This is a genomic window from Sulfurimonas sp. (genome assembly GCF_041583195.1).
Classification (GTDB): domain Bacteria; phylum Campylobacterota; class Campylobacteria; order Campylobacterales; family Sulfurimonadaceae; genus Sulfurimonas.
On record NZ_JBFHGL010000003.1, the window covers coordinates 119361 to 145411 of the forward strand.

Consider the following 26051-nt stretch of genomic DNA (forward strand, 5'->3'; position numbering starts at 1 on the left):
TAATTTCTGTATGAGAAAAAAAAGGGTTTTAATACTAGAGATAAACGACAAGAACTTTAATTCTTTAGAATCAATTTTAAAGCAAGAGGGGTATGAATCTATACAGTATAGATTCGATGTTGAAGATTTTGATTTTAATGCAGAAGATCTTGATGTAGCTTTAGTTAATACAAATATAGACTATATAAATATAGAACAGGTTTTTACACGTATAAATTTAAATAATGTGATTAAAGTTCCTATAGTTTTTTTAGATAATTCGCAAGAACATGACAAACAAGTTTTACAAAAATGTTATGAAAACGGTGGAAGTGATTTTATAAAAAGACCATTTGGTTCTAAAGAGATTATTTCAAGACTTAATTATCATTGTGAACAGATATACAAGTTGCGTGAATATAAACTAAGGGTGGATAAATTAGCACATCTTGCGACGGTTGATCAGATGTCAAAACTCACGTCAAAGATGCATATGCAAGGGATTTTAAAACACCAAGTAAGTAACTTTAACAGATATAAAAGTCCGACTTCTATTTTATATATAGGTTTAGAAAGTGTTGATAGGGCAGTTAGCACCTTTGGTTTTGAATATGGAGAAAAAATGATTCAACTATTCTCAAAACAACTTAAAAACTTACTAAGAGATTCAGATGCGGTGTCTCGCTGGTATGGATCGAATTTTATGATCTTGTTATCTGGAACAAATGTAAAGCAAGCTGAGATAGTTGCTAAAAAATTAAATACATCATTGTCGACTTTAGAAATTATGAACGATACCAAACCGGTTGTGGCATTTGGTATAACTGAGTTTACAGAAGACGATTCTGTAGAAGAGATAGAGCAAAGGGCGGTTTACGCCCTTAAAGAAGCGAAAAAGAAAGATTACGGAAAAATTTTTGTTTGCTAGTTAGTCAAAGTGTAAAATATCTTTGGCTTGTATCATATCTTTATCACCACGACCTGATAGGTTTACAATGATAATTTTATCTTTAATATTTTCCATTTTTTTAAGGTATGCTACTGCATGAGAACTCTCAAATGCAGGTATAATTCCCTCTTTTTGACTTAACCAAACAAAAGCATCTAGTGCTTCTTGATCAGTTGCATAATCATACGAAACTGATTTGTTGTCTTTATGGAATGCGTGTTCTGGTCCAATTCCTGGATAGTCAAGTCCTGCACTAATAGAGTGAGCTTCTAATACTTGTCCATCTTCATCTTGAAGTAAATAACTCATTTGCCCGTGTAGAACTCCAGGACGCCCCTTATTTAATGAACAACCATGTTTATCAGTATCAATTCCAAGTCCACCAGCTTCAATACCTATGCATTCAACACCTTCATCTTCTAAAAAGTGTTGAAACATACCTATAGCATTACTACCGCCACCTATACATGCGATTACATGATCAGGAAGTCGGTTTTCTTTCTCTAGTATTTGAGCTCTTGTTTCATACCCAATTATTGCTTGAAAATCACGTACCATTAATGGATATGGGTGTGGACCAGCTACAGTACCTATAATGTAAAAAGTATCTCTTGCATTTGTAACCCAGTGGCGGATTGCATCATTCATTGCATCTTTAAGTGTACGGCTTCCGCTCTCAACTGCATTTACCTTTGCTCCAAGAAGTTTCATTCGAAATACATTAAGTTCTTGACGTGAAACATCTTTAGCACCCATAAATATCTCACACTCTAGTCCTAAAAGTGCACATATAGTAGCTGTAGCAACACCGTGTTGTCCTGCACCAGTTTCAGCAATTATCTTTTTATAACCTAAGCGCTTTGCCATAATCCCTTGAGCTATAACGTTGTTTACTTTATGAGCACCTGTATGGTTTAGATCTTCACGTTTAAAATAAACTTTTGCCCCAAGTTCATCAGATATGTTTTGAGCAAAGTATAAAGGGCTAGGGCGACCTACATAGTCTTTTAAATAGTAATGAACTTCTTTCCAAAACTCTTCATCGAAACGGATAGACTTATATTCTTGTTCTAGTTTTAAAAGTGCGGGCATTAGTGTTTCAGGTACATATCTCCCACCGTGTATATCAAAATGACCATTTAGATCAGGATCATATTTCGAAGCTTTTGGTATATACATTAATCAACCTCTAAAACTGTATATACATCAGTTTTTTCACTTAAGTTTTTTATACCATCTAGAAATGATAGACCTAGAATAAAACAAGCCTCTACACATTTAGCGCCTGTCTGGTTTACAAGTGTTGCAGCTGCATTTGCAGTACCGCCTGTAGCTATTAGATCATCTATTAGTAGTACACGAGCATTTTCTACACCGCTGAATGCGTCTAAGTGTACTTCTATCTCATCAACACCGTATTCAAGTGCATATTTTTCACCGATTGTCGTATAAGGTAGTTTTCCTTTTTTTCTGATAGGAACAAAACCTATGCCAAGCATCTGAGCAAGTGCTGCACCAAATATAAATCCACGTGCATCTATACCTGCAATATAATCAAGGTTATAACTACTGTATCTATGGTGAAGATGTTTCATTAAAATACCATAAGCCTCTTTATTATTTAAAAGTGTTGTAATATCTTTAAATATAATTCCCTCTTTTGGAAAGTCTTTTATATTTCTAATTGAATTTTCTATTATTTGTTTATCGTTAGCGCTTAATGTCATAATTTTCTCCGTTATAGTAATGCATCTATTCTGTTTTCAAGTGCTTTTATTTTTCCGTTTAGTCTGTCGGTTTCTTGTCTATGTTTTGAGTTTCTTGATTTTAAAACTTTCAGTTCGTTTCTTAACTTTGTTAATTCTTCACTTAAAATGTCTACATTTCCTAGTGCACGCTGAAGCTGAATCTGATATTTACGTATCAATATCTCTGCTTCTTGAAGAGTTAGTTTCATCAAGTCGTTGCTTCTTTGCTCTTTAGAAGTGATACTTTTAAAGTAAAACATCTTTACAAAAAGGTAAATTGATAGTATCGATAAAACTGAAAGTAGTGACCATTCCCAAAACATATTTATTCCTTTAGTTTATTTCTATTTTTTCTACGCGTCCGCAGTGTCTACCACCATCAAAACTACCGGCAATCCAAGCATCTAAAATAGACTCTGCTACACCTTTGCCTACAATACGCTCACCAAAACAAAGTACATTCGCATCATTGTGACCACGTGCTACGGTTGCAGTGTATGCATCGTGACATAGTGCTGCACGAATACCTTCATGGCGATTAGCAGCCATACTCATTCCTATACCGCTGCCACAGATTAAAATCCCTTGTGCATCTGAGTCTTCTAAAACGCTAAGCGATAGTTTATGAGCATAATCCGGATAATCAACTCTATCTTTTGTAAAAGGCCCAAGGTCAATTACTTCATGTCCCTTTTGTTTTAAAAGATCAACAGTGTAATCTTTTAATTCTATACCTGCATGATCAGTTGCTATATAAAATTTCATCTAACTTCTCTCCTATGTAGTTAATAATAATTCTAAAATTGTTTGTACCGGTAAAAGCAGTACATAATCTTTAATAGGCGTCATAAGTACAATTAGTACTATTATGATACCATAACGTTCATTTTTATAAAAAAACTCCGCTACACTTCTTACCTTATGTTTTAGCGATAGGTGCATTAAAAAATGCGCACCGTCAAACTGTGGTATTGGCAGCAGGTTAAATACTGCTAAAACTATATTTATCAGTAATAAATTCCATACAAACAGATATGTAAAAATATAAAATAAACCATCTAAGGTAGTTGGTTTGGCCATTGCTAAAATAGCAACAGACGCAATAACACCAAGTGTGAAATTATACACTATACCTGCTAAATCTACCTGCATAGCACCATTGTAACCTGCATTTCTGATAACGGTAACGGTATTTATAGGTACAGGTTTAGCCCAACCAAATAAAAAACCACTCTCTCCACCTAAAAGTATAGGTAAGAAATACATAGTTGCCGGAACTAAAATTGTTCCAACAAGATCAACGTGAACTATTGGGTTTATGTTTAGTCTTCCTGCATTTTTTGCAGTCATATCACCATATTTATAGGCAACCCATCCGTGCATAATCTCATGTCCGATTATTGCCACGGCTAAGGCTAATACTGCAGTTATGATTTTTAATAAATCAATAGATTCCATGATCGTCTTTGTCGTGTTTTTCTCTCTCGGCTATAGCTTTATCCAGATGAATAGGTTGTTCTAAATCCGTTGGAGTTTTACCCATTCTATCCCATCTGATCTCCCAGTTTTCATCTATTGAAAAATATACAAACCAAGGTGTACCTTCAATATTTTCATATGGAACTGTACCCCAAAAACGGCTGTCATTTGAGTGATCACGGTTATCACCCATCATAAAATATTCACCTTCAGGCACTCTTATAGGACTTAGGTTAAATAGAGGTGCACGTCTTGGATTGCCGTCATTTATTACTTTGTCATCATTATGAATTCCATGATGATCTTTTCTATAAGGATTTTTTACCCATAGTTTTCCTGCAAGTTTTACTACTTCATAACCCTCATAGTTTTTTTCTATCCATTCATCACCTTCGTTGAAGTGTATAAAAAGATCTTTATTTATAAGAAAAAGCTCATCGTTTGGAAGTGCTACACATCTTTTTACAAAGTGAGTTTGAGTGTTGTGAGGGTATCTAAATATTACAACATCACCACGTTTTGGTTTGTCCCCATCGATCAGTTTTAAAGAATCACTCCATGGCATAATTGAGATCTCTAAAAAAGGGATATGTGGCATAGGGATACCATATGCGAACTTTTTACCAAATAGGTGATCGCCTATTAAAAGTGAATCTTTCATACTTCCAGATGGAATTCTAAAAGCCTGTGCTATAAAAAAGATTATAAATAAAACAATTATTATTGTTCCTGTCCAAGAGTTTGAGAATCTGTAAGCTTTACCTAATACCTCTTTCATTAAGCTTCTTTCTCTTCTTTAAGTTTTTTAGCATTTATCTTTGCAGCTTTTAGAGTATTGCTTAGAAGCATAGCAATAGTCATAGGTCCAACTCCACCAGGACTTGGTGTTATGTATGAGCTTTTTTTACTAACATTTTCAAAATCAACATCACCAACTAGTTTTCCCTCTTTAGTTCTGCTAACTCCAATATCTACGATCACAACATCATCTTTAACCATATCTTCCGTTATTAGGTTGATCACACCAACTCCACATAAAACAATGTCAGCGCCAAGTGTGTGTTTTTTCAGATCATCTGTAAAAATGTGACATATCTCAACTGTAGCATCTGCATTTAAAAGTAGGGCAGCCATAGGTTTACCAACAATGTTTGAAGCTCCAACAACTACACAGTTTTTACCTTTTACATCTATGTTGTACTCTTTTAGTAACTCCATTACACCAAGTGGCGTACACGGTACAAAACCATCAAGATTAGTTACTAAACGTCCTACGTTGTATGGGTGGAATCCATCTACATCTTTTGCAGGATCAACTAGTTCTAAAAGTTTAGTAGTGTCTATATGAGCTGGAAGAGGCAGTTGAATTAAAATACCGTCAACATTTGAATCGTTATTTAGCATTGTAATCGTTTTTTCAATAGCTTCTTGAGAGATTGTTTCAGGCATATCATGAGTAATAGAGTAAAACCCAACTCTGTCACAAGCTTTTTTCTTCATATTCACATATGCTGCACTTGCAGGATCTTGACCAACCAGCACAACAGCTAGTCCAGGTGTACAACCACATGTGTCTTTTAATTGTTTAACTTCTTGTTCAACTTGTTGTTCGATTTTTTGAGAGAGAGCTTTACCGTCTAATAATTGCATTTAAACCTCATAAATAATTTTTTAGATATTATATCGTTTTAATATTAACTGGAGTTTTTATGAGATTCGTACCGGCACTTTTTTTGCCACTTTTTTTATTTGCACAAAGTTCTTTTATAACACCGCTGGAGTACTCATCTTCGCTTTACAAAAATCCTAGAGGGATAGGGTGTTTTCATTGTCATGGTGAAAAAGGAGAGGGGAAAATAGTTGCAAATTACACTCATAACAAGCAGAAAAAAAACTTTGGCGGACCTGCTATAAACTCACTAAACTATGATGATTTTAAAAAATCTTTAGAGGTTTCAAAAAAAGGTATGCCGAGATACTACTTAACGACAGATGAGATAAAAGCTTTGTTTTTTTATCTGCAACAGATGAAGGTGGAAAATGAAAATTGATTTTAAAGATGCGTTGATGCTCTCAACACATAATGAAAAGCACCTTTTAAAAATACCACAGCTTGATGCACAGTGCATAATGTTAAATCTTGAAGATGGTGTTAGTAAAGAGCAAAAACCGGAAGCTTTAAGACTTTGCGGTGAGTATCTACAAAAGTATAAAGAACAAGAAAAGATGTTTGTAGTTCGAGTCAATGCTATAGATGAGGGTGGAATTGATGAAATTAACTATATAAATCAATTTAAACCTGATGCTATACGCGTACCTAAAATTCAAACACCTGAAGATGTAGAGAAAATTATAAATTTAATAGATAAAGATATTGAAGTTCATCTGTCAATCGAGAGTGCCAATGCATGGAATAATTTAAATAAATTACGCATAAATGAACGTGTAACTACTTTTTATATCGGTATGCTTGATCTCTCGGCGGATCTTGGGTTGTCACAGTCTATTGTAGACAGAGATAATCCTACTATGACGTATATGCTTAGTCATTTTTTAATAACTTGTAAATCTATAGGTGTAAAACCCGTGTCATTTGTTTATCAAGATTACAAAAATTTAGAAGAGTTCTCTAAATGGCTAGAACTAGAGAAAAAAATGGGCTTTAAGGCAAAAGGGTGCATATCTCCAAAACAATCAGAGCTTGTACAAAAGATATTCGGTCAAAGTGAAGAAGAGATAAAAAGGGCTTTAAAAATTGTCGAACTATTTGAAGCAAACGAAGCAAAAGGTATAACTGGGTTTGTTGATGAAGAACTTGGCTTTATAGATGAGCCAATCTATAAAGGAGCTAAAGTTATTTTAGAGAGAAACTAAAAATCAATTGATGTAATAAATCTAAGGTATTGTGCATCTTTGGTTTTATCTTCATAGTCTTGAAACTCGTAACGTAAATATATCTTTATAAAGTTATCTGTGTTATGTCTAAAGTGCGTATAATACGATTTATATTTAGTCAATTTAGAATCTATTTTTGCAAGCCATACAGAGAACTCGGAACTATGTTTACTTATGAGTTCAAATTCAAAATTTGTTTTTAGCATAAAAACTTCCGGTTTATTTTCACCCCTTCCATTTGAGATCATAGATGCTGTATATATTTTTGAGAGTCCTCCATATCCATCTGCTTTGTCTACACCGTCATTTTTAGTATAGTTAAGCGTTATGTCAAGATGCTCTGTAAATATTCCTGTTCTTAAACCAATAAGATCCACATCCATATGATCATATGTTTTCATGTTCTGCAAACCTACACAAAATAGAAGGTCATTGTTTATAAAGTTATCTTTATAATCTATTTGAAAAAAATAGCTGTCATAGAGTGATGGTGCATTGTAATAGTAAATATGGACATCAAGTGGCTCAATAGGGTGGTGTTTAAATCCAATCATAGTTATACCGTCACCAATCTTACCTGCAAGACTTTCATCTTTATATTGATCAGAGGTATATTTGCGCATTTTATTTATGTAGTTTAGTTGTATAGATGATTTGAAAATATTATTTATAACAAATGATGCACCTTGATAGCTCCATGGAACTATTCTGGCTGAGCTTTTATTCATAAGAGGCGTATTAAGAAGAAAATTACCGACTTTAAAAATTGAGTCTTTTGTTTTATATGCTAAAAAAGATTCAGAAACAGCAGTTAGTGCATTGCCGTCTTTATCGTTATTAAAAAGTGAGGTTAATTTTTTGTTTTTATGATCAACAATAGGCGTAGAATTATGAAAACCTACAGTGGCAAAAATAGGATTTGAACTATCGGTTGTAAGCTTTAGATCACCTCCTAAAGCATTTGCATAAGCATCTTTAGTGTTGTCTTCCTTATCTATAGTGTAGTAAAAATAAGTTAAATTTCCTGTAATATCTGAATTTTTAAATGCTGATTCTAAAGAGTCTCCAAAAATTATAATAGGAAAAAATAAAACTAAAAAATACTTAATAGCAGATCCCTTTTTTATAGTATTAATAACATCCAAGCCGTACCGATAGTTAAAAATACTAATGTATTTATGAGTGTTATTATACCACCAACCTTATAGATCTCTTTTGCTTCTATATACCCACTTCCTACATATATAACATTGGCAGATGAACCTTGTGGTGTTATGATCGCATTAAAGTTTGTCGCAAAAAGAAGTATTAATGCCATCATCTCTGCAGGTACGCCTGCTTTAATACCAACTCCTAAAAAGACTGAAAAAAGTGCTAACATTTGGGCAGTTTGTGATACGAAAAAGTAGTGAATAAGTACATAGGAAAGTGTAAGTCCTATATAAACTACAGGCCATGAAAATCCATCAATAAACATAGATATATTATCTCCTACCCATCCCATAAATCCAAATTTATCCAGATGTACGCTCATCCCATATAAAATTGCAAACCATATTAAAGTTCCAAGAGCATTTCCTTCATGCAGTAGATCATCTAGTGTAAATATATTACTAAGCATAAGTACGGATAACCCAAGAAAAGCTACAGCTGTTTTGTCTAATCCTAATGAACCTGACATGATCCATAAAAACACCATTCCGATAAATGTAGCTGCCATAATCCATTCATTGCGGCTTATTTTTCCCATAGTTTGAAGTGCATTTTCTGCTATACGCGGTGCATCAGGTGTATACTTTATCTCTGGCGGGTAAATTTTATATATTACCCAAGGCACAAGAAAAAAAAGTATTATAACAGGCAGTGATGCGGCTAATGCCCAAGATCCATATGTGATCTCAACTCCATATTCTGCAGCCATTTTTGCCCCTGCTGGGTTTGCCGCCATTGCTGTTAGCCAGAGAGTTGAAGATATCGTAAGTCCTGCCATTGAAGCCATCATTAAAAATGAACCGAGTTTTTTTCTAGTTCCATCTGATACTTTTGAATTACTATCATTCGCAAGTGCATTTACAATTGGAAAAAGTACACCTGAGCGAGCAGTATTGCTAGGAAAAGCAGGGGAGATAAACATATCTGCTGCTATAACAGAGTATGAAAGACCTAGTGAGCTTTTCCCGAATTTTTTGATAATTAAAAAAGCAATTCTTTTTCCCAGACCTGACTTTATAACACCGCGGGCTATTAAAAATGCAACTATAATTAGTAGTATAAAACTCTCTCCAAACCCGCTGTAAGCTTGTTTTGCACTCATAGTATTGGTTAGAACAGCTAACGATACTGCAATAATTGATGAAGTTAAAATTGGCATCGCATTTAGAATTACTGCAAATATAGCACTTATAAATATTGCAAATAGGTGCCAGGCTTGAGTATTTAAACCATCAGGAACAGGAGAAAACCAAAGAAATACACCTATAAAGAGTACTAATGCCTGCATATGGTGTTTGTATCTGTTCTCTTTTATATTTGACATGTTCTCCCCTTTTAATAGCGTGCTAAATTATAGTAAACATTATATCTGATTAATGTCTTTTCTATTGGTCTTGGGTATCTGCTATATGCATATTCTATAGTCTCTTTAGTAGTCTCGTCAAGTATATAATAATCACTCTTTCTTAAAAATTTAAAATCTGTCATATCACCATTTGGATGCAGGTAAAACTCAATTACATTGATTCTATTAACATTCAGATCATGTGGAATATTTACTCTTGCTACACGGTTTAAGACCTGTTGAGTTATACGTCTCATGATCTCTTGATTGTCTAAAATATATTTTTGCTGACCTTGACTTAGTTTACCAAACTCTTCACCATAAAGCTCTTTTATATTGTTTGCAATACTGCTTCCAGTCTGAACTATTTTCTTCTCCTCTTTTTTCTCTTGGGCTGAATGGTCCTGAGATAGTAGAGAATAAAGTGGATTTTTTTCTTTCTTTGGCTCTTTTTTTACAATGGTCGTATTGGTGTCATGTAAGGCGATATATGGCTTTTTAGGCGGTAATGGCTCAATTTTTTTCACAACCGGTTTTGTTGCTTGTTTTTTTGGCTTTGGTTTATTTAAAGCTGTCTTTACAGGCTCTTGTTTTGGTTTGAATTTTACAGGCGGCTGTTTTACGATTTTTTTAAGCTGTGAACCTTTTGGCATTGGTGGTGCTATTTTTGGCGGTGGTACGCTTTTTTTTGTTAATCCTGATTCTTTATGCTTTTTAGGTAACTCTTTTAGTGATATTTTTATCTTTTTTTCATCTTTTTGTAGTTTAGGTTTCTCTGCTTCCATCGATCCAAGCATCCAAAATATAAGTAAAAATATAAAATGTATTAAAAGTGCTACAAAAAGTGCAAAGTTAGAACGGCTCAATCATTTTCCATTATTTAAAGTTTAGGCGATTATATCAAATGTAGATTAATACAACTTCGCTATAATCATAAAAAAATTTCCCAAGGTTAGATATGAGTAAAGATAAATCACTTCAAGCTTTCAAAGAAGCGCAAGAATTAATTCCAGGAGGAGTTAACTCACCGGTACGTGCATTTGCCAGTGTTGGTGGAAGTCCTGTATTTGTTAGCGAAGGCGAGGGTGGATACCTTAAAGATATTGATGGTAATAAATACGTAGATTTTGTTCAAAGTTGGGGACCACTGATTTTTGGTCATCGTGATGAGAGTATTGAAAGTGCTGTTATAGAAGCTGTAAAACACGGTCTTAGTTTTGGTGCACCAACACTGGCTGAAACTGAACTTGCTAAACTTGTTGTATCTATGTTTGATTCTATAGATAAAGTTAGATTTGTTAGTAGTGGTACTGAAGCTGTAATGAGTGCTATACGTTTAGCTCGCGGTTTTACAGGGCGTGATGATATTGTTAAATTTACAGGCTGTTATCATGGTCATAGTGATTCACTTTTAGTTCAAGCCGGAAGCGGTGCTGCAACATTTGGAAATCCGTCAAGCCCTGGTGTGCCAGCTGATTTTACAAAACATACATTGCTAGCTCAATATAACAATATTGATAGTGTAAAAAAATGTTTTGCAGATTCAAAAGATATTGCTTGTGTTATTATTGAACCGATTGCTGGAAATATGGGACTTGTTCCAGCACAAAAAGAGTTTTTAAATGAGCTTCGTGAGCTTTGTGATGCAAATGGTACTTTACTTATCTTTGATGAAGTTATGAGTGGCTTTCGCGCATCTATAAACGGTGCTGAATCTATAACTGGTGTAAAACCTGATATCGTAACACTTGGAAAAGTAATTGGTGGCGGAATGCCAGTTGGTGCTTTTGGAGCTAGACGTGAGATTATGGCTCAACTATCTCCTGAAGGACCTGTGTATCAAGCAGGTACACTTAGTGGAAACCCTGTAGCTATGGCAGCAGGTTTTGCAGCACTTTCAAAATTAAAGAAAAATGCACCAGTACTTGATGTACTAAATAAGCGCGCAGTGCGTTTAGTTGAAGGTATGCAAGAAGAAGCTAAAAAATGTGGAATAACTATGCAGGTAGATACTCGCGGATCTATGTTTGGGTTCTTCTTTAATGAGAATCCAGTTATGAGTTTTGAAGATGCATGTACATGTGATGCCAGCTTTTTTGCAAAGTTTCACCAAGGTATGTTAAATGAAGGTTTTTACTTTGCATGTTCACTATTTGAAGCAGGTTTCATCTCAACTGCAACAACGGATGAGATGGTAGAAGAGTGTATTAAAGCTAGTGCTAAAGTATTTAAAGAGATCGCATAATGGAAAAAGAAAACAAAATAAACGAAGAAGTTGAAACTAACGAAAAGCCAAAGGTACGTCAGGTCGTAGAGGCAGTTGATAGTCTTTCTCTTGGTATATCAATGGTTGTTGCCGTTGCAATGGGTATTGGTATCGGTATGGTGCTAAAAAGCCTAACAGGTGCAGCATGGACGTTATGGATAGGTGTTTTTATCGGTGTAGCTGCAGCAATATTAAATGTGTATAAAGCATATGAGAAGCAAAAAGAGGGTTATGAAGAGTTATTAAAAGAGCCTCGTTATGCTATTAAAAAGCAGCTTGAAGACGAAGAAGACGATGATGGCCTAGAGCGCTATGGTAAATAAAACTAGCATTTTAAAGTCCTTAAAATTATTAGCAGTAACAGAGTTTGTAATACTGCTAACATACTTTTATTCAAAAAGTTTTTATGCAAACCTTCAAGTTGCTTTCATAAGTAGTTTTATTATTATGTTAGGTTCATTCTATGCCCATAGAAAAATGGTAAATCATAAAGTCAAAACTCAAAATTTTGAGAGTGACAGAGATCCGTTAGATACAATAGATGATCCTCATGAACTATACGATGAAGAGGCTTTAAATGAAGCACCTGCAGAAGAGCTTGATCTTAAGCAAATAGTTAAAGAGGAAAAGAAAAAGATTAAAACATTTAATCTTAAAAGTCTAAAAGAAGGTTCAAGTGCATCTTTCTCACTCTTTAGACTTGGTGGTTATCTGTTTTTAGTTCTTGGGTTTATTGCTTTAAAAAACAATGAAATACTTCAGATAAGTGTGTATTTGCCATCTTTATTGATTGGAATAATAGTAGGATACATATGCTCAAAAGAGATTTTTTCGTAATCTCTTTTGATTCTTATTCTGTAATTATAGGTAGGTTAATAGTTATTTTATTATGAATATCCACATGGATATTGTTAGAATCCACAAGGCTTTTCAGCTCATTTATTCTTATATCGTCTTTTATTGGTGCAGATACTTCTATACTGAATAAAGAGTGCTTTTTCTCATCAAATATTATATGTTCACCAACTCTATAAAATATTTTAGTATTTATAGAATCACTCTCTATAAAACATGAATATATTTTATTTAGTATCTTTATGAATGAATTTGAATCTATAATGATCTCTGGAATAGTAGGATCAAACTCTTTAGAAAAGCTAGCTTGCGAATTTATAGAGTTTGTTGATATACAAAGATCTATAAGCGTATATATATTTGTAAGTTCACCAGTAGGTCTCTTGCTTTTTATTTTAAATGACGGTGATTGGTATAGAATTATACCTATTTCATTTTCACTTTCATATCCAACTGTAATTCCAAAAAATTTGTGTCCTGAAAACTCTACATCCATAAAAGTAGTTTTAAAACCAAACGTCACATTTGCATATGTAGTTGCTAATTCAAACAGCTCTTTTGCATTAAATGGAGTAACTATGAACTGTGCTTGTTCGTTTAATGACAACACTTTTCCATCTGAGCTAAAAAGCACAAATGGATTAAAAGCATGTTCAATTAATTTTTGCTCAAAATTCATATAGATATTTATTCTTCTATATAGTTTTTAAGCTTACGACCAACCTTAGGGTGTTTAAGCTTTTTAATTGCACTAGATTCAATCTGACGTACACGCTCACGTGTTACAGTTAACTCTTTTCCAATCTCTTCAAGAGTTCTATCACTCTCATCATCCATAATACCAAAGCGAAGTTTGATAACGGCTTTTTCACGCTCGTTTAGTTGCTCTAAAACTTGTTCAATTTGAACTTTAAGATCATCTTTTAAAATTGCGTCTGATGGGCTAAGAGAAGTTTTGTCTTCAATAAAGTCACCAAAACGACCATCTTCTTCACTACCGATAGGTGCTTCAAGGGAGATTGGCTCTTTTGTGATTTTGATAACGTTTTTAACTTTCTCAACTGAAAGTCCAACATCTTCTGCAATTGTCTCAACATCCGGTTCTTTACCATGCTCTTGAAGGTGTTTACGCATAATTTTATTGATACGGTTAATAGTCTCGATCATATGTATTGGGATACGTATAGTTCTTGCTTGATCTGCAATAGCACGTGAAATTGCTTGACGAATCCACCATGTAGCATAAGTTGAGAACTTGTAACCTTTTTGGTATTCGAACTTATCAACAGCTTTCATAAGTCCTATATTTCCCTCTTGAATTAAGTCAAGGAATGGAAGCCCACGGTTTGTATAACGTTTAGCAATAGATACAACAAGTCTAAGATTTGATTTTGCCATCTTAGTTTTAGAGATCTCCGAAATATTTTTACCACGTTTGATTTGCTCTAAAATATCAGCAAGCTTTTCAGGTTCCATATCAAAAGAGTTTTTAGAAGCCTCTTTTGTTTGAACAAGTTTTTTAATCTCCATATATGTAGAAACCATTGTAGCTTCAGGAACCATATTTAAAATATCTTCTTTTGATAATGAACATATTTTATCTACTAATATTTTATGGTTTGCCTTTAGAGTAGCATTAAATAAAGGAAGTTTGTACTCAAGACGTTTAAGCTCTTTGTCGTACCCCTCATCACTTTTAAGTGCAGTCTCCATAGAACGTACCAGCTCATTTATCAGTTTAGAAGTCGGTCCAAGTTCAAGAAGGTATTCTTTTAAGATCTGCTTTTTGAAAGTAGAACCTAGATAGTAAGTTACGATCTCTTCATCTACCTCTCTAGTGTCTAGATCCTCAGGAGCTTTTGAGTTGAATTTAACCCAGTCTTTTTTCGCTTTTTCAAGTGCTTTAAAGCTTGTAGTCACTTTCTCTACACGTGACTTGTCTTTAGCACTTAAAGTCTTTTCACCTTCTTCATTAGAATCATCATCATCATTAGAGTTGTCTGAATCATCACTGTCACCGTTATCGTCTTCAAAGCTTCTAAAAAGCTCTTTTACACGTCTTTCACGGTTAATTAGAGGTTCTTTATAGTCAAGAATAAAATCGATCAGGTATGGAACCGAACATATAGCATCGATAATAATACTCTCACCGTTTTCTATCTTTTTAGATATTTCAATCTCTTCCTCTTTTGTTAAAAGCGGGATTTGACCCATTTCACGAAGATACATACGAACAGGTGAATCTGAGCGAGACCATTCTAGTAGTTCATGCTCTTTTAAAATATCAAACTTGTCAGTTTCATTGTTTTCAAGCATTTTTCTTTGAGCATCGCGTCTTGCTTCTGCTTCTTTGTCATTTAACTGCTTTGCATGCTCGCTTGCAGTATAAAGACATACTTTGTGTTTAGTTGCTAATTTAAAAATGTTTTTTGCTTGTGCAGCTGTCGGCTGTTTATCAAAAAGTTCAATTAGTGACTCATACGTTGCACAATCTTTAGATTTTCGCTCACTAAAGAAGGTGTCTATTGCTTTGTTGAGTTCTTTTGCTGTCATTAAGCCTAACCCTTGTAGATGTTTTTAAGTTTTTTCAAAGAGTGGATTATACCGAAATTTTTTTAAGGATAACTTATTTTAAGAGGAATTTTAAAATTTATTTTTATGGAACACCGATTGCTTTATACTTGAAAACAATTAACATAAAACTGTATAACAGTGTTAAAAGGGATGTAATGCAAACAGGTTATTATGGAGCAGCAGCAGGGATGGTTGTCCAATTTAATCGTTTAGACACAATTGCTAACAACTTGGCAAATGTAAATACAAACGGTTTTAAAGAAGACAATGTAGTTGTTGGTGATTTTATGCGTTTATACAAAGAAGCAAGGGATGAGCTTCCAAATGCAAACCAAACAAAAGAAGCTGCACAGTTTATAAATAGAACAATGGCTAAAACACCTCACATTGTAGATGAATATACAAATCATAGTGTAGGCGGTATGCAAAAGACTCAAAACAATTTAGATGCAGCTTTATCTCGTGAAGGGCTGTATTTTTTAGTAAAAACACCACAAGGTGTTAGACTAACACGTGATGGTTCATTTACAAAAGATGATGAAGGTAAACTAAGTACAAAACAAGGTTACGAAGTTTTACCAAATGATTACTTTGAGTCTAAAAGCAATATTACTTTTAACCAAAGTGATTTTAATGTTGAGATTGATAAAAACGGTCAGATATATACAAATGCTCCTGGCGGATTAAATCAGATTCAGCAACAAAAACTTTTTATAGCAAACCCTGATAATCTAAGTATGCTAAAAAAAGTCGGTGATAACCTGTATGAATATAAAGGGATGGATCAGCTTAAACCTTTAGAAGACAGCGGTGCTGTTTTTCAGGGTTTTGTTGAAAAAAGCAATGTAAATCCTGTAAAGATGATGACACAGATGATTGAGACAAATCGTTTAGTAGGAATGTATCAAAAAGCTATGGATGCTCAGATGAACGATATGAATACAGCTGCAATTGAAAAAATAGCTAAGAAAGCTTAATTAAGGAATAAATTATGATGCAATCACTATATACTGCCTCAACTGGAATGCTTGGGATGCAGACACAAATTGATACTACGGCAAATAATATTGCCAATGTTAATACTATAGGATTTAAAAAATCTCGTGCCGAGTTTGCAGATCTTATGTACAGTGTTATGGAATATGCAGGAACTGCGACAAGTGATACGACAAAAAGTCCTACGGGAATTGAAGTTGGTTTAGGGGTTAGACCAACAGCCGTAAATAAAATATTTTCAGAAGGCTCATTAAAACAAACAGATAATCAACTTGATTTGGCTGTAACGGGACGCGGTTTTTTTAAAATGGAACTACCTGATGGTACAGAGGTTTATTCAAGAAACGGTGCATTTAAGATTGATGACAACGGTACTATTGTTAATAGTGATGGATATAGACTTACACCTGAAATAGTAGTACCTCAAGATGCTACTAATATTAGTGTAGGTACAGATGGTATTGTAACTGTAGTTCAGCCTGGTCAAACAGAGGCTACTCAGATTGGACAAATAACACTAACTAACTTTATTAACCCGGCAGGTCTACACTCAATGGGTGATAATCTTTTTGTAGAAACTGATAGTTCTGGTCAGCCGGTTGAAGGTACTCCCGGGCTTGATGGTTTAGGAAACATAAGACAAGGTTTTGTTGAACTTAGTAATGTTGAACTTGTAGTTGAGTTGACGGACTTGATCACAGGTCAGCGTGCGTATGATTCAAACTCTAAAGTGATTACGACAAGTGATGAGATGTTGCAGACTACGAATAATCTAAAAAGATAATATTTTGTAATTTATGCTACAATAATTTTATTATTTTTAGTACAGAGGATATATTTATGGAATATATTAGTTTAGAATATATGTTTTTAATTACATCTGCTCTTTTTGTTTTGAGCTTTTTGTATAATATAAAACAAAGTAGAATGTTACATGGAGTTAATCCTTCGGATATACTTCAGGACACATTTTACGATTCTGTTACGGATTTGCCAAACAGAAACAATATAGAAATAATTATAACTGAAAACATAAAAGTAGCATCAAGACGTGATAAATCTTTTTGTATCCTTGGACTAAAAGCTCTTGACTATAAAGATTTGAAAAATGAATCTATTGAAAAATCAAATGAGCTTTCAATTGATATCGCTGATGGTATTTTATCTTCAATAAGAGATGAAGATACGGCAGCCAGAATTTCAGATGATGAGTATGTAGTTGTATTTAATGAATACTTAGAAGTAGAAAACTATGATATTCCAATGGACAGAATCAGTGAAGCATTAAAAGGTAAAAATGTAAGATATTCATATGTTACATATCCTGATGAAGCTAGCAATGTAGATAAACTTCTTGAAAGTGTTTTGGCTAAACTTTAAGAGTCAAACACTTCCTTTAACTCTCTTTTATTAAAATTAAAATACATTTTCGCTATAATCCCAAGATTATTTTTAAAATATAGGGATTTTTATATGCAAAAAGCAAATATAAATGGAAAAGTTTGGAGATTTGGTAAAGATATTGATACAGATTTAATTATAGCTGCACGTTACCTAAATACTTCAGAACCTGCTGAGTTAGCAAAACACGTAATGGAAGATGCTGATCCGGAGTTTGTTTCTAAAATGAATGAAGGTGATATTATCGTAGCAGGTGAGAATTTTGGATGTGGAAGTAGCCGTGAGCATGCACCTATCGCACTTAAAGCTGCCGGTGTTTCTGCAGTTATAGCTCCAACTTTTGCAAGAATTTTTTATCGTAATGCATTTAATATGGGATTACCTATTTTTGAATTGAATGAGAGTGCCGAGATCAGTGAAGGTGATGAAGTAAGTGTTGATATGGATGCAGGAACTGTAACAAATAACACTACAAATAAAACTTATAATTTTACGCCTATTCCGGAGTTCATGCAAGAACTTATTGATGCAGGTGGATTAATGAATTTTGCTAAAAATGAAGTAGAGGAAAATAAATAATGAAAACATATAAAATTGCACTAATTAAAGGTGATGGTATTGGTCCAGAGATCATTGATGAAGCTACAAAGGTACTAGATTCTGTTGCATCTTGCTTTGATTTTGATTTTAAATACGAAGAAGTTTTAATGGGTGGATGTGCATATGATGAGACTGGTGATCCTCTTCCTCAAGAAACTATTACAGCTGCACTTAACTCTGATGCAGTACTATTTGGTGCTATTGGTGGTGAAAAGTGGGACAACTTACCACGTGAGAAAAGACCAGAAAGTGGACTTCTAAGATTTCGTAAAGAGCTTGGTGTATATGCAAATCTACGTCCTGCCGTAGTATATGATGAGTTAATTAATGCTTCTTCGCTTAAACCTGAAGTTGTTCAAGGCGTTGATCTGATGGTTGTTCGTGAGCTTATCGGCGGTATCTATTTTGGTGAGCCTAAAGGTCGTGATGAAAATAAGGGCTGGAACACTATGGTTTATACAAAAGATGAGATCGTTCGTATAGCTCACACTGCATTTAACATTGCTATGGAAAGAAATAAAAGAGTATGTTCAGTTGATAAAGCAAACGTACTTGACGTATCTCAACTTTGGCGTGAGACTGTAGAAGAGGTAGCAAAAGAGTATCCTGATGTTGAACTCTCACACATGTATGTAGATAATGCAGCTATGCAGCTTATACGTGATCCAAAACAGTTTGACGTAATGCTTACTGGAAATATTTTCGGTGATATTTTAAGTGATGAAGCGTCAATGCTATCAGGATCAATCGGTCTTTTACCATCAGCTTCAGTTGGAGCTAAAATAGGTGTATATGAGCCGATTCACGGTTCAGCTCCGGACATTGCAGGTCAAGGTATTGCCAACCCTATCGCTACAATCTCTTCAGCGTCAATGATGCTAAGATATGCACTGGGTGAGAACGAAGCAGCTGATAGAATCGATAATGCAATAAAAAGAGCTTTAAAAGAGGGTTATCGTACTCAAGATTTAGCTCAGTATGATGCTAAAGAGGTTTGTTCAACTTCTGAGATGGGTTCGATCATAGCAAACTATACGGCTAAGTAATATGCAGACACTCACATTAGCAAATATATACGAACTTCAAGGTCTTAAAGAAGAGGCTTTGGAGATCTATAAAGAGGTTTTGAAAAAAGATCCTGCTAATAGTGAAGCAAAAATCGCTATCAGAAGACTATCTGGAATAAGAAAAAAATTTTTAAACGTAAATCAAGAGATGAAAGATTTTTTTATTAAGATGGATAGCGATATAGAGATAAATGAATTTGAAAGGTGGCTCTTAAAATCATGGAACTAGAAGATGCAATATTATCAACTCTTAAAGAGATAGAGGACAAAGGTAAGTCTAAACTACTACAACCCAAAAAAAAGCCTTTTGAAGAAAAAAAAGAACTTTTAGAGCCTCAACAAACAATAGATGAAGAAAAAGTTTATAGTGAAGATTCATCTTTAGATGAAAAAGCTTATTTAAGTTCAATGCGTGAGCGTCTTTTAGTCTTATTTGAAGGGTTCCAAGCTCCAAATAATTCAAACATAGAAGCAAAAATAGATTTAACACTAAACTATTTAGAATATGTTTTAGCATCTATAGATGCAAGATTAGAAAAATTAAAATAAGGGTAAGTTTTTAGATGGCTCAGTACAGAATTTTAATAGATGCAAACGATGAAAAAGGTTTGGTTTACAAAGTATCCACAATATTTTTTGAGAAAGAATTAAATATCTTAACAAATAACGAATTTGTTGATAAGGTAAACGGTAAATTCTTTATGCGTAGTGTTGTTGAGGGTGATGTTAAAGCAGACGAGCTTAAAGAGCTTATATTAAAAGCATTACCTAAAGGTACGAATGTAAAAGTTTTAGAGCCTCATAAGAAAAACATTGTACTTATGGCTACAAAAGAGATGCATGCACTTGGAGATATTTTGGTTCGCCATGAAGAGGGTGAGTTAGATGCAAATATACTTGGAGTTATATCTAATTATGATGAGTTAGAGCCATTTGTAAGTAAATTTAATATACCTTATTTTACTGTATCTCATGAGGGACTTGACAGAGCAGCACATGAAGAGAAGATCCTTGAAAAACTAGCTGAATTTGAGGATATTGACTATATTGTTTTAGCAAAATATATGCGTATTTTAACACCTCGTTTTGTTGAAGCATATGATAGTAAAATTATAAATATCCACCACTCATTCTTGCCTGCATTTATCGGGGCAAATCCTTATAAACAAGCTTATGACAGGGGTGTGAAGATCATTGGTGCTACTGCACACTTTGTAAATAATAATCTTGATGAAGGTCCGATTATATCTCAAGAGGTTATCCATGTAGATCATGCTTATTCGTGGAAAGATATGCAGAGAAGCGGAAGAAATGTAGAGAAAATAGTTCTATCTCATGCACTAAAATTAGCACTTGAAGATAGAATATTTGTGTATGCAAACAAATCAGTGATCTTTTAAAAATGTTTAATCTAGTTCTAGTTAATCCTCAGATTCCTAATAATACAGGTGCTATAGGCAGACTTTGTGTAAATGCAGGTGCATCACTGCATATAATAAAGCCTATTGCATTTGATATAGATGAAAAAGCAGTTCGTCGTGCAGGACTTGATTATTGGGACAAGCTTGATCTACATGTGTGGGAAAGCATTGATGAGTTTTTTGAAAAAAATGAAATATCTGATAATGCCTACTTTGCTACGACTAAAACAGATAAGCCTTACTTTGAAGCTGCGTTTAAAAAAGGTGATTTTATATTTTTTGGAAGTGAAACAGCAGGAATTCCGGAAGATATATTAAACAGATACAAATCTCAAAATATAACTATCCCTATGACGAAAGAGGGACGTAGTTTAAATCTAGCTATAAGTACAGGTATAGTCTTATACGATGCAATCAGACAAAATTTTGATAACTTTGAAGGTTAAGTATGGGTACATTTGTTGATATATTAATGATTACACTTTTTGTACTCTTTATGGTTTTTATCCAAAGAGGATATCATCAGAAAAAATCACAAGAACGCGAGGAACTTAGAAAAAAAGAGGAAAAAGACTCTTAAAATAATCTCTCAGCTAAATCCTCAACTAAAGTTTCAAATCTTTCAAATAAACTCTCTGCATTTTTAACTATGTATGACATTGTATATCCTTTTTTTTATTTATCTTAGTAAAAAATGCAATTTAAATTTAAAAATATTGCAAAATGACATATTTTTCTTTACTTTATTTCAAATTTTTATTATAATTTGTAAAATTAGACAAAAAATTCTATATAAAGGAAGGGTATTATGAATAGTTTTAGCAGTATTGTTGAAGAGATTAAAAGTATTATTTCCACAAATTTTGATGGGAAAAAGGTATTTGATAAAGACGTTGCAGATGCACTTGGGATTTCTCAAATGAATTTTGCGACTATGAAAAAAAGAGACAAGATCCCTTTTACTGAGCTATTAGACTTTTGTGCTAGAAAATCTATATCTATTAATTGGATGCTTTACGGACAGTCTCCAGAGAGTCTCGTAGAGGCTACAAACAGATTTTACATGGTAAAGTTTTTAGGTGATGTAAATGTAAGTGCAGGTGGTGGAGCTGATGGTGAAGAAGGTGAAGTGAGTGAGATCCAGATCCCAGAAGAATTCATATCAATGTTAGGCGGAGAGAGTGAACTTAAAAATATAGAAGCAGTAAATGTTTCAGGTGACTCAATGGAGCCTACTTTTAGTTATAACGATATTGTTTTTGTAAACAGAGCAAAAACAAATGTTGATCGTGGCGGTGTATTTACTATTAGAACAGAGGGTGGTTTGTTTATTAAAAGGGTACAAAAAAGACTTGATGGAAAATTTGATATAATATCTGATAATGATATATATACAACACAAGTCCTAGAACCGTATGAACTTGAGGTTATAGGCAGAGTTGTTAGTAGATTTGGAGAAGTAGATTAGGATGTTTATATGAAGTATATTGTTTTATTTTTTAGTTTTTTATTTATGATCGCTTGTAGCTCAGGACCAGAGGTACAAAAAATTGATAATACTAAAGAGAATCGTAAAAAAAATGATATACAAGAATCTACAAATGCAAATCAAATATATGACCTGCAAAGGTTTGAACAAAACTCATGGGCATATTTAAAAGATATTGAAATAAAAGAATTATCTGTAAAACAGGAAGACTTTGAAAGTTCTTACTTTAGTCCTTGGAATAGAATACCTACTGATTCTAAAGAGACTGCTATGTGGCCATTTTATTCATATAAGCATGGTGATATGTATGGAGAAAATCTAAAGCTTATAGAAGAACAGGTATTTGAAGATATAAAAGATAATGCTGACTTTGACAGCTATAAAACTTTAAATCAAAGAGCAATTACTTTAAAGCATATAAATATAAGGGCATTTCCGACTTCAAAACCTATGTTCAAAGACCCAAACATTGCAGGAGAGGGGTTTCCATTTGATTATATGCAAAACTCTACGATAAGTGCGAATAAACCACTTTTAATATCACACTATTCAAAAGATAAACAATGGGCCTATGTATTTACTAGTTTTACCGGAGGCTGGGTAGAGGCTAAAGATATAATAGATATTGATAAAAAATACACCGACTTATGGCAAAGAGCAAAGCAGATATTTTTAATAAAAGACAATATCCCTTTATATGATAAGAATGGAAACTTTTTATTTAATTCAAGGGTAGGTATGATGCTTTCTTTAATTGAAGAGGATAAAGATAACTATACTGTATTAACTGTATCTTCATATAAAAACCATCAACCAAACTACCATAAAACAAAGATATCTAAAAATATATCTCATAAAGAGATTATGGACTTTAACAAAGAGAATATTCAGAAGATATTTGATGAAGTAGCTAAAAGTAAATATGGTTGGGGCGGACTTTATGGTGAAAGGGATTGTTCATCTACAATTAGAGATATTTATACACCTTTTGGTGTTTGGTTCCCAAGAAACTCATATCAACAATCAAGAGTTGGAAAAACTATTTCGATGGAAAATTTAAGTGATCAAGAGAAGATAGAGCTTATTAAAAAAGATGCTATACCTTTTAAAACATTACTTTATAAAAAAGGACATATATTGATATATGTCGGAGTAGATAAAGACGAAGTAATTGCTTTTCATAATACATGGGGTATAAAAACTAAAGATAATGATGATAAAGAGGGCAGAGTTATTGTTGGAAAAAGTGTTTACAGCTCCCTCCGCCTAGGAAGTAATCAAAAAGATTACGATAAAGACTCAGAGATCTTGAAAAACCTGCTTAGTATGAATATCGTAGTAAATTAAGCTTTGATATCCAAAAGACTGCCAAGCATCTCATCTTGAGTTTTTATAGCAGTTACATTAACTCCTGTCGCCCCTTGCGTGATCATCTGATCAGGCATCTCTTTTGATAAGTCAGTTTGACTTCTAGAATAGTTCGTATCTGTAGCTTCTCTTGTGTTAGCTCTTACAGAATTACCCTCATCACTCATTACAGTACTTTTTGGAACAAAACCGTCAGTGTTAACATTGGCTACGTTGTTAGCACTATTGTTCATCATAGTCTGATGCGCAGATATTGATGACACATTATTCGATATATTCATTATATGCTCCTTCCTTATAATAATAATTATATAACCTGCTTTATAAAAAGCAGATTATAACAGAGAGTTAATTATTAGTGTAAATCTGCGTTTAGTTTTATCTCTCTAGTTGAGCGAGATGCAGTGATCTCACCAGTTAAAGAGTTTTGTCTAAAGTGAAGACCGTTTAGTCCTGCTAATTGTTTGCCTTTGAAAACTTCACCGTTAAGTGTAACACCACTGTTTACTTCATTGATTTTAGCAAGTTGCTCAGGATATATACCAACTTTAGTTCCTTCTAAAATTGCGATACCTGCATCTATGATACAAGCATCACCTAAAGGGATACCACATACAGAGTTTGCACCTAAAAGACAGTTTTTACCAACAGAGATTGGATTACCATCAGTACCACTTAATACACCTAAAATAGAAGCTCCACCACCAACATCAGAACCATCACCTACGATAGCAGAAGATGAAATACGTCCTTCAACCATAGATACACCAGTAGTACCTGCATTGAAGTTAATATATGAAGCACCAGGCATTACAGTAGTACCAGCAGCTAGTTGAGCACCAAAACGTACTTTTGAAGTGTCTAATATACGAGTGTTATCTGCAGGAATGATGTGTTGTAAGAATCTTGGGAACTTATCTACAAAATCAACGTGTGGATATTCGCCTGATAGTTTTAATTCGATCTCAAACTCTCTTAAGTACTCAAGCTCTATCGGTTGACCTTGACTCCAAGCAACATTTGGAAGTGCACCAAATGCACCGTCTAGACAAATTTCACGTAAACCAACTTTAGCTAGTGAGATAGCATATAGTTTTAAGTAAGCTGCTTCTACACTTTTTACAGGTGCATCATCAAAAATAAATGTAACTTTGTATTCACCCTCAACCATACCGTGTTCTACTAGTTGGTTGTATAATGCAGAAACAACTTGAATGTTTTTATGAGCATCACCGTAAGCTTCATCAGCATATGGAGTAAAAGCATTTAAACAAGATCTTAAAAAGTCTAAGTTGACGTTGCAAACTACTTCACTTTGAGTAAAATCTACATCTATACCTTGCTCAGATAAAGCTTTGATAAATATAGCTGCACTACCAAAGTTTTCATCCCAGTTGATGATCGGATATGTCGCTTGAAGACTCTTGTTTACATTAAGTTGTCCTAAATCTATTCTTGCAATACCAAATGCTAAAGGATCTCTGTAACCTTCAGTTTTTTTGATATCTTCGATCAGTGCTTTAAAAGCATCTGCTGTTTGGATTGTTTCCATTATTTTTCTCACCTTAAATCAAATATTTCCGCAATTATATTCAAATTTTACTAATAAGATTTAATATATACTTTGAGTAATAAATTTATAAAGTTAAATTAAAAAAGAGAAATTATGCAAAAATGGATAGATATTTTAAAAAACAATGATTTTATAGCTGCTAAACAATATATAAAAAAAGGTGCTGACCTAAATGAAGAGAATGAAAATGGTGAATCTGTTTTAGCCACGGCTATAAGACATCATTGTGATGATGATTTGATTCATTTATTAATAGATAGCGGTGCAGATATATATGATTTTGATAATGAAGGTGTAAGTATCTTTGATATGGCAATAACCTATAATAATCTTTATGTGTTCAATCATATAATTGAATCAGGTATAGATGTGAATAAAACAAATAGAAGAAGCGGTTTTACACCTCTGATGTGTGCAGCTTGTTATGGAAGGGTTGAAATAGCAAAGCTTCTTTTAGAAAACGGTGCAGATAAAAATTCTTTGGATTCTCGTGGTTTTTCAGCTCTTGATTTTGCCAGAAAAATGAATAAAAAGAGTGTTTTGGAAGTTCTGGATTATGATAAAGAACTTCCACTAAATAGAGGTTATACTAAATAATATTAATCGAAAAATTTACCCTGTTTTTCATTATCTAAAGGTTTTCTTTTCTCTTTAACTAACCACTCTTGAAGAAGTGACTCTATAACTTTACTTAAACTCATTTTATATCTGTTTCTTGAATAAAGCATAGCGTCATCCCATGTTTTTCTGTCTATAAGTAAACTTCTTGTTATTTCATCTTTTGGTTGCATTAAAATCCTTAACTATATAATAAACTATATAGTAATAAAAAGA

Annotated in this window: 34 protein-coding genes; 19 read left to right on the top strand and 15 right to left on the bottom strand. The window is 33.5% G+C overall.

The window, feature by feature from the left end:
* Nucleotides 1-10: 10 nt before the first annotated feature.
* Complete coding sequence (locus ABZA65_RS03975; protein WP_373070840.1) at nt 11-907, top strand: diguanylate cyclase domain-containing protein; 897 nt, start codon at nt 11-13, stop codon at nt 905-907.
* On the opposite strand, the gene trpB is transcribed toward ABZA65_RS03975, so the two are convergent.
* From trpB to folD, 7 genes are read right to left on the bottom strand one after another with little or no spacing between them, the layout of a single operon-like run.
* On the bottom strand, nt 908-2107 hold the full coding sequence (gene trpB, locus ABZA65_RS03980; RefSeq protein ID WP_373070842.1) for a tryptophan synthase subunit beta: 1200 nt from the start codon (nt 2105-2107) through the stop codon (nt 908-910).
* Nucleotides 2107-2655 (bottom strand): adenine phosphoribosyltransferase, encoded by a 549-nt coding sequence (locus tag ABZA65_RS03985; RefSeq protein ID WP_373070844.1) that lies wholly within the window; start codon nt 2653-2655, stop codon nt 2107-2109. Before ABZA65_RS03985 ends, trpB begins: the two co-directional genes overlap by 1 nt.
* Before the next feature lie 11 nt (nt 2656-2666).
* Nucleotides 2667-2999, bottom strand: a complete 333-nt coding sequence (locus ABZA65_RS03990; protein ID WP_373070846.1) for a hypothetical protein — start codon at nt 2997-2999, stop codon at nt 2667-2669.
* Between the two features lie 10 nt (nt 3000-3009).
* The gene (gene rpiB / locus ABZA65_RS03995; protein WP_373070848.1) at nt 3010-3441 is read right to left on the bottom strand and encodes a ribose 5-phosphate isomerase B; all 432 of its coding nucleotides are present in this window, start codon (nt 3439-3441) and stop codon (nt 3010-3012) included.
* 12 nt (nt 3442-3453) lie between these two features.
* Entirely contained in the window at nt 3454-4134 is a 681-nt protein-coding gene (locus ABZA65_RS04000; protein WP_373070850.1) for a site-2 protease family protein, read from the bottom strand.
* On the bottom strand, nt 4121-4933 hold the full coding sequence (gene lepB, locus ABZA65_RS04005) for a signal peptidase I (RefSeq protein WP_373070852.1): 813 nt from the start codon (nt 4931-4933) through the stop codon (nt 4121-4123). Before lepB ends, ABZA65_RS04000 begins: the two co-directional genes overlap by 14 nt.
* Nucleotides 4933-5805, bottom strand: coding sequence for a bifunctional methylenetetrahydrofolate dehydrogenase/methenyltetrahydrofolate cyclohydrolase FolD (gene folD, locus ABZA65_RS04010; protein WP_373070854.1), 873 nt, complete (start codon nt 5803-5805; stop codon nt 4933-4935). The genes lepB and folD overlap by 1 nt, the downstream gene beginning before the upstream one ends.
* Nucleotides 5806-5864: 59 nt before the next feature.
* Here folD and ABZA65_RS04015 point away from each other — a divergent pair, with 59 nt between their 5' ends.
* Together ABZA65_RS04015 and ABZA65_RS04020 are read left to right on the top strand one after the other, a co-directional pair.
* Nucleotides 5865-6206: a cytochrome c gene (locus ABZA65_RS04015; protein WP_373070856.1), complete on the top strand. Its 342-nt coding sequence runs from the start codon at nt 5865-5867 to the stop codon at nt 6204-6206.
* Complete coding sequence (locus ABZA65_RS04020; RefSeq protein ID WP_373070858.1) at nt 6196-7029, top strand: CoA ester lyase; 834 nt, start codon at nt 6196-6198, stop codon at nt 7027-7029. Before ABZA65_RS04015 ends, ABZA65_RS04020 begins: the two co-directional genes overlap by 11 nt.
* Here the strand turns inward: ABZA65_RS04020 and ABZA65_RS04025 are convergent.
* From ABZA65_RS04025 to ABZA65_RS04035, 3 genes are read right to left on the bottom strand one after another with little or no spacing between them, the layout of a single operon-like run.
* Nucleotides 7026-8195, bottom strand: a complete 1170-nt coding sequence (locus tag ABZA65_RS04025; RefSeq protein ID WP_373070860.1) for an OprD family outer membrane porin — start codon at nt 8193-8195, stop codon at nt 7026-7028. The two genes, ABZA65_RS04020 and ABZA65_RS04025, sit on opposite strands and share 4 nt — an antisense overlap.
* Nucleotides 8174-9586: a DASS family sodium-coupled anion symporter gene (locus tag ABZA65_RS04030; protein ID WP_373070862.1), complete on the bottom strand. Its 1413-nt coding sequence runs from the start codon at nt 9584-9586 to the stop codon at nt 8174-8176. The genes ABZA65_RS04025 and ABZA65_RS04030 overlap by 22 nt, the downstream gene beginning before the upstream one ends.
* A gap of 11 nt (nt 9587-9597) precedes the next feature.
* Nucleotides 9598-10473 (bottom strand): hypothetical protein, encoded by an 876-nt coding sequence (locus ABZA65_RS04035; protein ID WP_373070864.1) that lies wholly within the window; start codon nt 10471-10473, stop codon nt 9598-9600.
* 92 nt (nt 10474-10565) lie between these two features.
* Here ABZA65_RS04035 and hemL point away from each other — a divergent pair, with 92 nt between their 5' ends.
* The 3 genes from hemL to ABZA65_RS04050 are packed head-to-tail and all read left to right on the top strand — an operon-like array spanning nt 10566 to nt 12710.
* A complete protein-coding gene (hemL, locus tag ABZA65_RS04040; protein ID WP_373070866.1) occupies nt 10566-11852 on the top strand; it encodes a glutamate-1-semialdehyde 2,1-aminomutase in 1287 nt (428 codons plus the stop codon).
* Nucleotides 11852-12196, top strand: a complete 345-nt coding sequence (locus tag ABZA65_RS04045) for an AtpZ/AtpI family protein (protein ID WP_373070868.1) — start codon at nt 11852-11854, stop codon at nt 12194-12196. Before hemL ends, ABZA65_RS04045 begins: the two co-directional genes overlap by 1 nt.
* A complete protein-coding gene (locus ABZA65_RS04050; RefSeq protein ID WP_373070870.1) occupies nt 12186-12710 on the top strand; it encodes a hypothetical protein in 525 nt (174 codons plus the stop codon). Before ABZA65_RS04045 ends, ABZA65_RS04050 begins: the two co-directional genes overlap by 11 nt.
* Before the next feature lie 13 nt (nt 12711-12723).
* On the opposite strand, the gene ABZA65_RS04055 is transcribed toward ABZA65_RS04050, so the two are convergent.
* Together ABZA65_RS04055 and rpoD are read right to left on the bottom strand one after the other, a co-directional pair.
* Nucleotides 12724-13407: a hypothetical protein gene (locus ABZA65_RS04055; protein ID WP_373070872.1), complete on the bottom strand. Its 684-nt coding sequence runs from the start codon at nt 13405-13407 to the stop codon at nt 12724-12726.
* A gap of 8 nt (nt 13408-13415) precedes the next feature.
* Entirely contained in the window at nt 13416-15281 is a 1866-nt protein-coding gene (gene rpoD, locus ABZA65_RS04060; protein WP_373070874.1) for an RNA polymerase sigma factor RpoD, read from the bottom strand.
* A 176-nt stretch (nt 15282-15457) separates the two neighbouring features.
* Here rpoD and ABZA65_RS04065 point away from each other — a divergent pair, with 176 nt between their 5' ends.
* The 12 genes from ABZA65_RS04065 (at nt 15458) to ABZA65_RS04120 (ending at nt 23623) form a co-directional block, all read left to right on the top strand.
* The gene (locus tag ABZA65_RS04065) at nt 15458-16279 is read left to right on the top strand and encodes a flagellar hook-basal body protein (protein WP_373070876.1); all 822 of its coding nucleotides are present in this window, start codon (nt 15458-15460) and stop codon (nt 16277-16279) included.
* A gap of 14 nt (nt 16280-16293) precedes the next feature.
* Nucleotides 16294-17082 carry a flagellar basal-body rod protein FlgG gene (gene flgG / locus ABZA65_RS04070; protein WP_373070878.1) on the top strand — a complete coding sequence of 263 codons (789 nt, stop codon included), beginning with the start codon at nt 16294-16296 and terminating at the stop codon, nt 17080-17082.
* A gap of 56 nt (nt 17083-17138) precedes the next feature.
* Nucleotides 17139-17678, top strand: a complete 540-nt coding sequence (locus ABZA65_RS04075) for a GGDEF domain-containing protein (protein ID WP_373070880.1) — start codon at nt 17139-17141, stop codon at nt 17676-17678.
* A gap of 93 nt (nt 17679-17771) precedes the next feature.
* Entirely contained in the window at nt 17772-18278 is a 507-nt protein-coding gene (locus ABZA65_RS04080; protein ID WP_373070882.1) for a 3-isopropylmalate dehydratase small subunit, read from the top strand.
* A complete protein-coding gene (leuB, locus tag ABZA65_RS04085) occupies nt 18278-19345 on the top strand; it encodes a 3-isopropylmalate dehydrogenase (RefSeq protein WP_373070884.1) in 1068 nt (355 codons plus the stop codon). The genes ABZA65_RS04080 and leuB overlap by 1 nt, the downstream gene beginning before the upstream one ends.
* Nucleotide 19346: 1 nt before the next feature.
* Nucleotides 19347-19595, top strand: coding sequence for a tol-pal system YbgF family protein (locus tag ABZA65_RS04090; protein WP_373070886.1), 249 nt, complete (start codon nt 19347-19349; stop codon nt 19593-19595).
* On the top strand, nt 19586-19915 hold the full coding sequence (locus tag ABZA65_RS04095; protein WP_373070888.1) for a hypothetical protein: 330 nt from the start codon (nt 19586-19588) through the stop codon (nt 19913-19915). The genes ABZA65_RS04090 and ABZA65_RS04095 overlap by 10 nt, the downstream gene beginning before the upstream one ends.
* 14 nt (nt 19916-19929) lie before the next feature.
* A complete protein-coding gene (gene purU / locus ABZA65_RS04100) occupies nt 19930-20766 on the top strand; it encodes a formyltetrahydrofolate deformylase (protein WP_373070890.1) in 837 nt (278 codons plus the stop codon).
* Between the two features lie 2 nt (nt 20767-20768).
* Nucleotides 20769-21233 (top strand): tRNA (cytidine(34)-2'-O)-methyltransferase, encoded by a 465-nt coding sequence (locus ABZA65_RS04105; RefSeq protein WP_373070892.1) that lies wholly within the window; start codon nt 20769-20771, stop codon nt 21231-21233.
* Between the two features lie 2 nt (nt 21234-21235).
* On the top strand, nt 21236-21367 hold the full coding sequence (locus ABZA65_RS04110; protein WP_373070894.1) for a hypothetical protein: 132 nt from the start codon (nt 21236-21238) through the stop codon (nt 21365-21367).
* A 228-nt stretch (nt 21368-21595) separates the two neighbouring features.
* Entirely contained in the window at nt 21596-22255 is a 660-nt protein-coding gene (locus ABZA65_RS04115) for a S24 family peptidase (RefSeq protein ID WP_373070896.1), read from the top strand.
* 9 nt (nt 22256-22264) lie between these two features.
* The gene (locus ABZA65_RS04120; RefSeq protein WP_373070898.1) at nt 22265-23623 is read left to right on the top strand and encodes an SH3 domain-containing protein; all 1359 of its coding nucleotides are present in this window, start codon (nt 22265-22267) and stop codon (nt 23621-23623) included.
* On the opposite strand, the gene ABZA65_RS04125 is transcribed toward ABZA65_RS04120, so the two are convergent.
* Both ABZA65_RS04125 and ABZA65_RS04130 read right to left on the bottom strand, forming a co-directional pair.
* A complete protein-coding gene (locus tag ABZA65_RS04125) occupies nt 23620-23925 on the bottom strand; it encodes a flagellar basal body rod C-terminal domain-containing protein (RefSeq protein WP_373070900.1) in 306 nt (101 codons plus the stop codon). The genes ABZA65_RS04120 and ABZA65_RS04125 overlap by 4 nt on opposite strands.
* Nucleotides 23926-23999: 74 nt before the next feature.
* Nucleotides 24000-25196, bottom strand: a complete 1197-nt coding sequence (locus tag ABZA65_RS04130) for a tetrahydrodipicolinate N-succinyltransferase N-terminal domain-containing protein (RefSeq protein WP_373070902.1) — start codon at nt 25194-25196, stop codon at nt 24000-24002.
* Between the two features lie 114 nt (nt 25197-25310).
* On the opposite strand from ABZA65_RS04130, the gene ABZA65_RS04135 reads away from it, so the two are divergent.
* Nucleotides 25311-25814, top strand: coding sequence for an ankyrin repeat domain-containing protein (locus tag ABZA65_RS04135; protein WP_373070904.1), 504 nt, complete (start codon nt 25311-25313; stop codon nt 25812-25814).
* 2 nt (nt 25815-25816) lie between these two features.
* Here the strand turns inward: ABZA65_RS04135 and ABZA65_RS04140 are convergent, their stop codons facing one another.
* Nucleotides 25817-26008, bottom strand: a complete 192-nt coding sequence (locus ABZA65_RS04140) for a hypothetical protein (protein ID WP_373070906.1) — start codon at nt 26006-26008, stop codon at nt 25817-25819.
* Nucleotides 26009-26051: the final 43 nt, after the last annotated feature.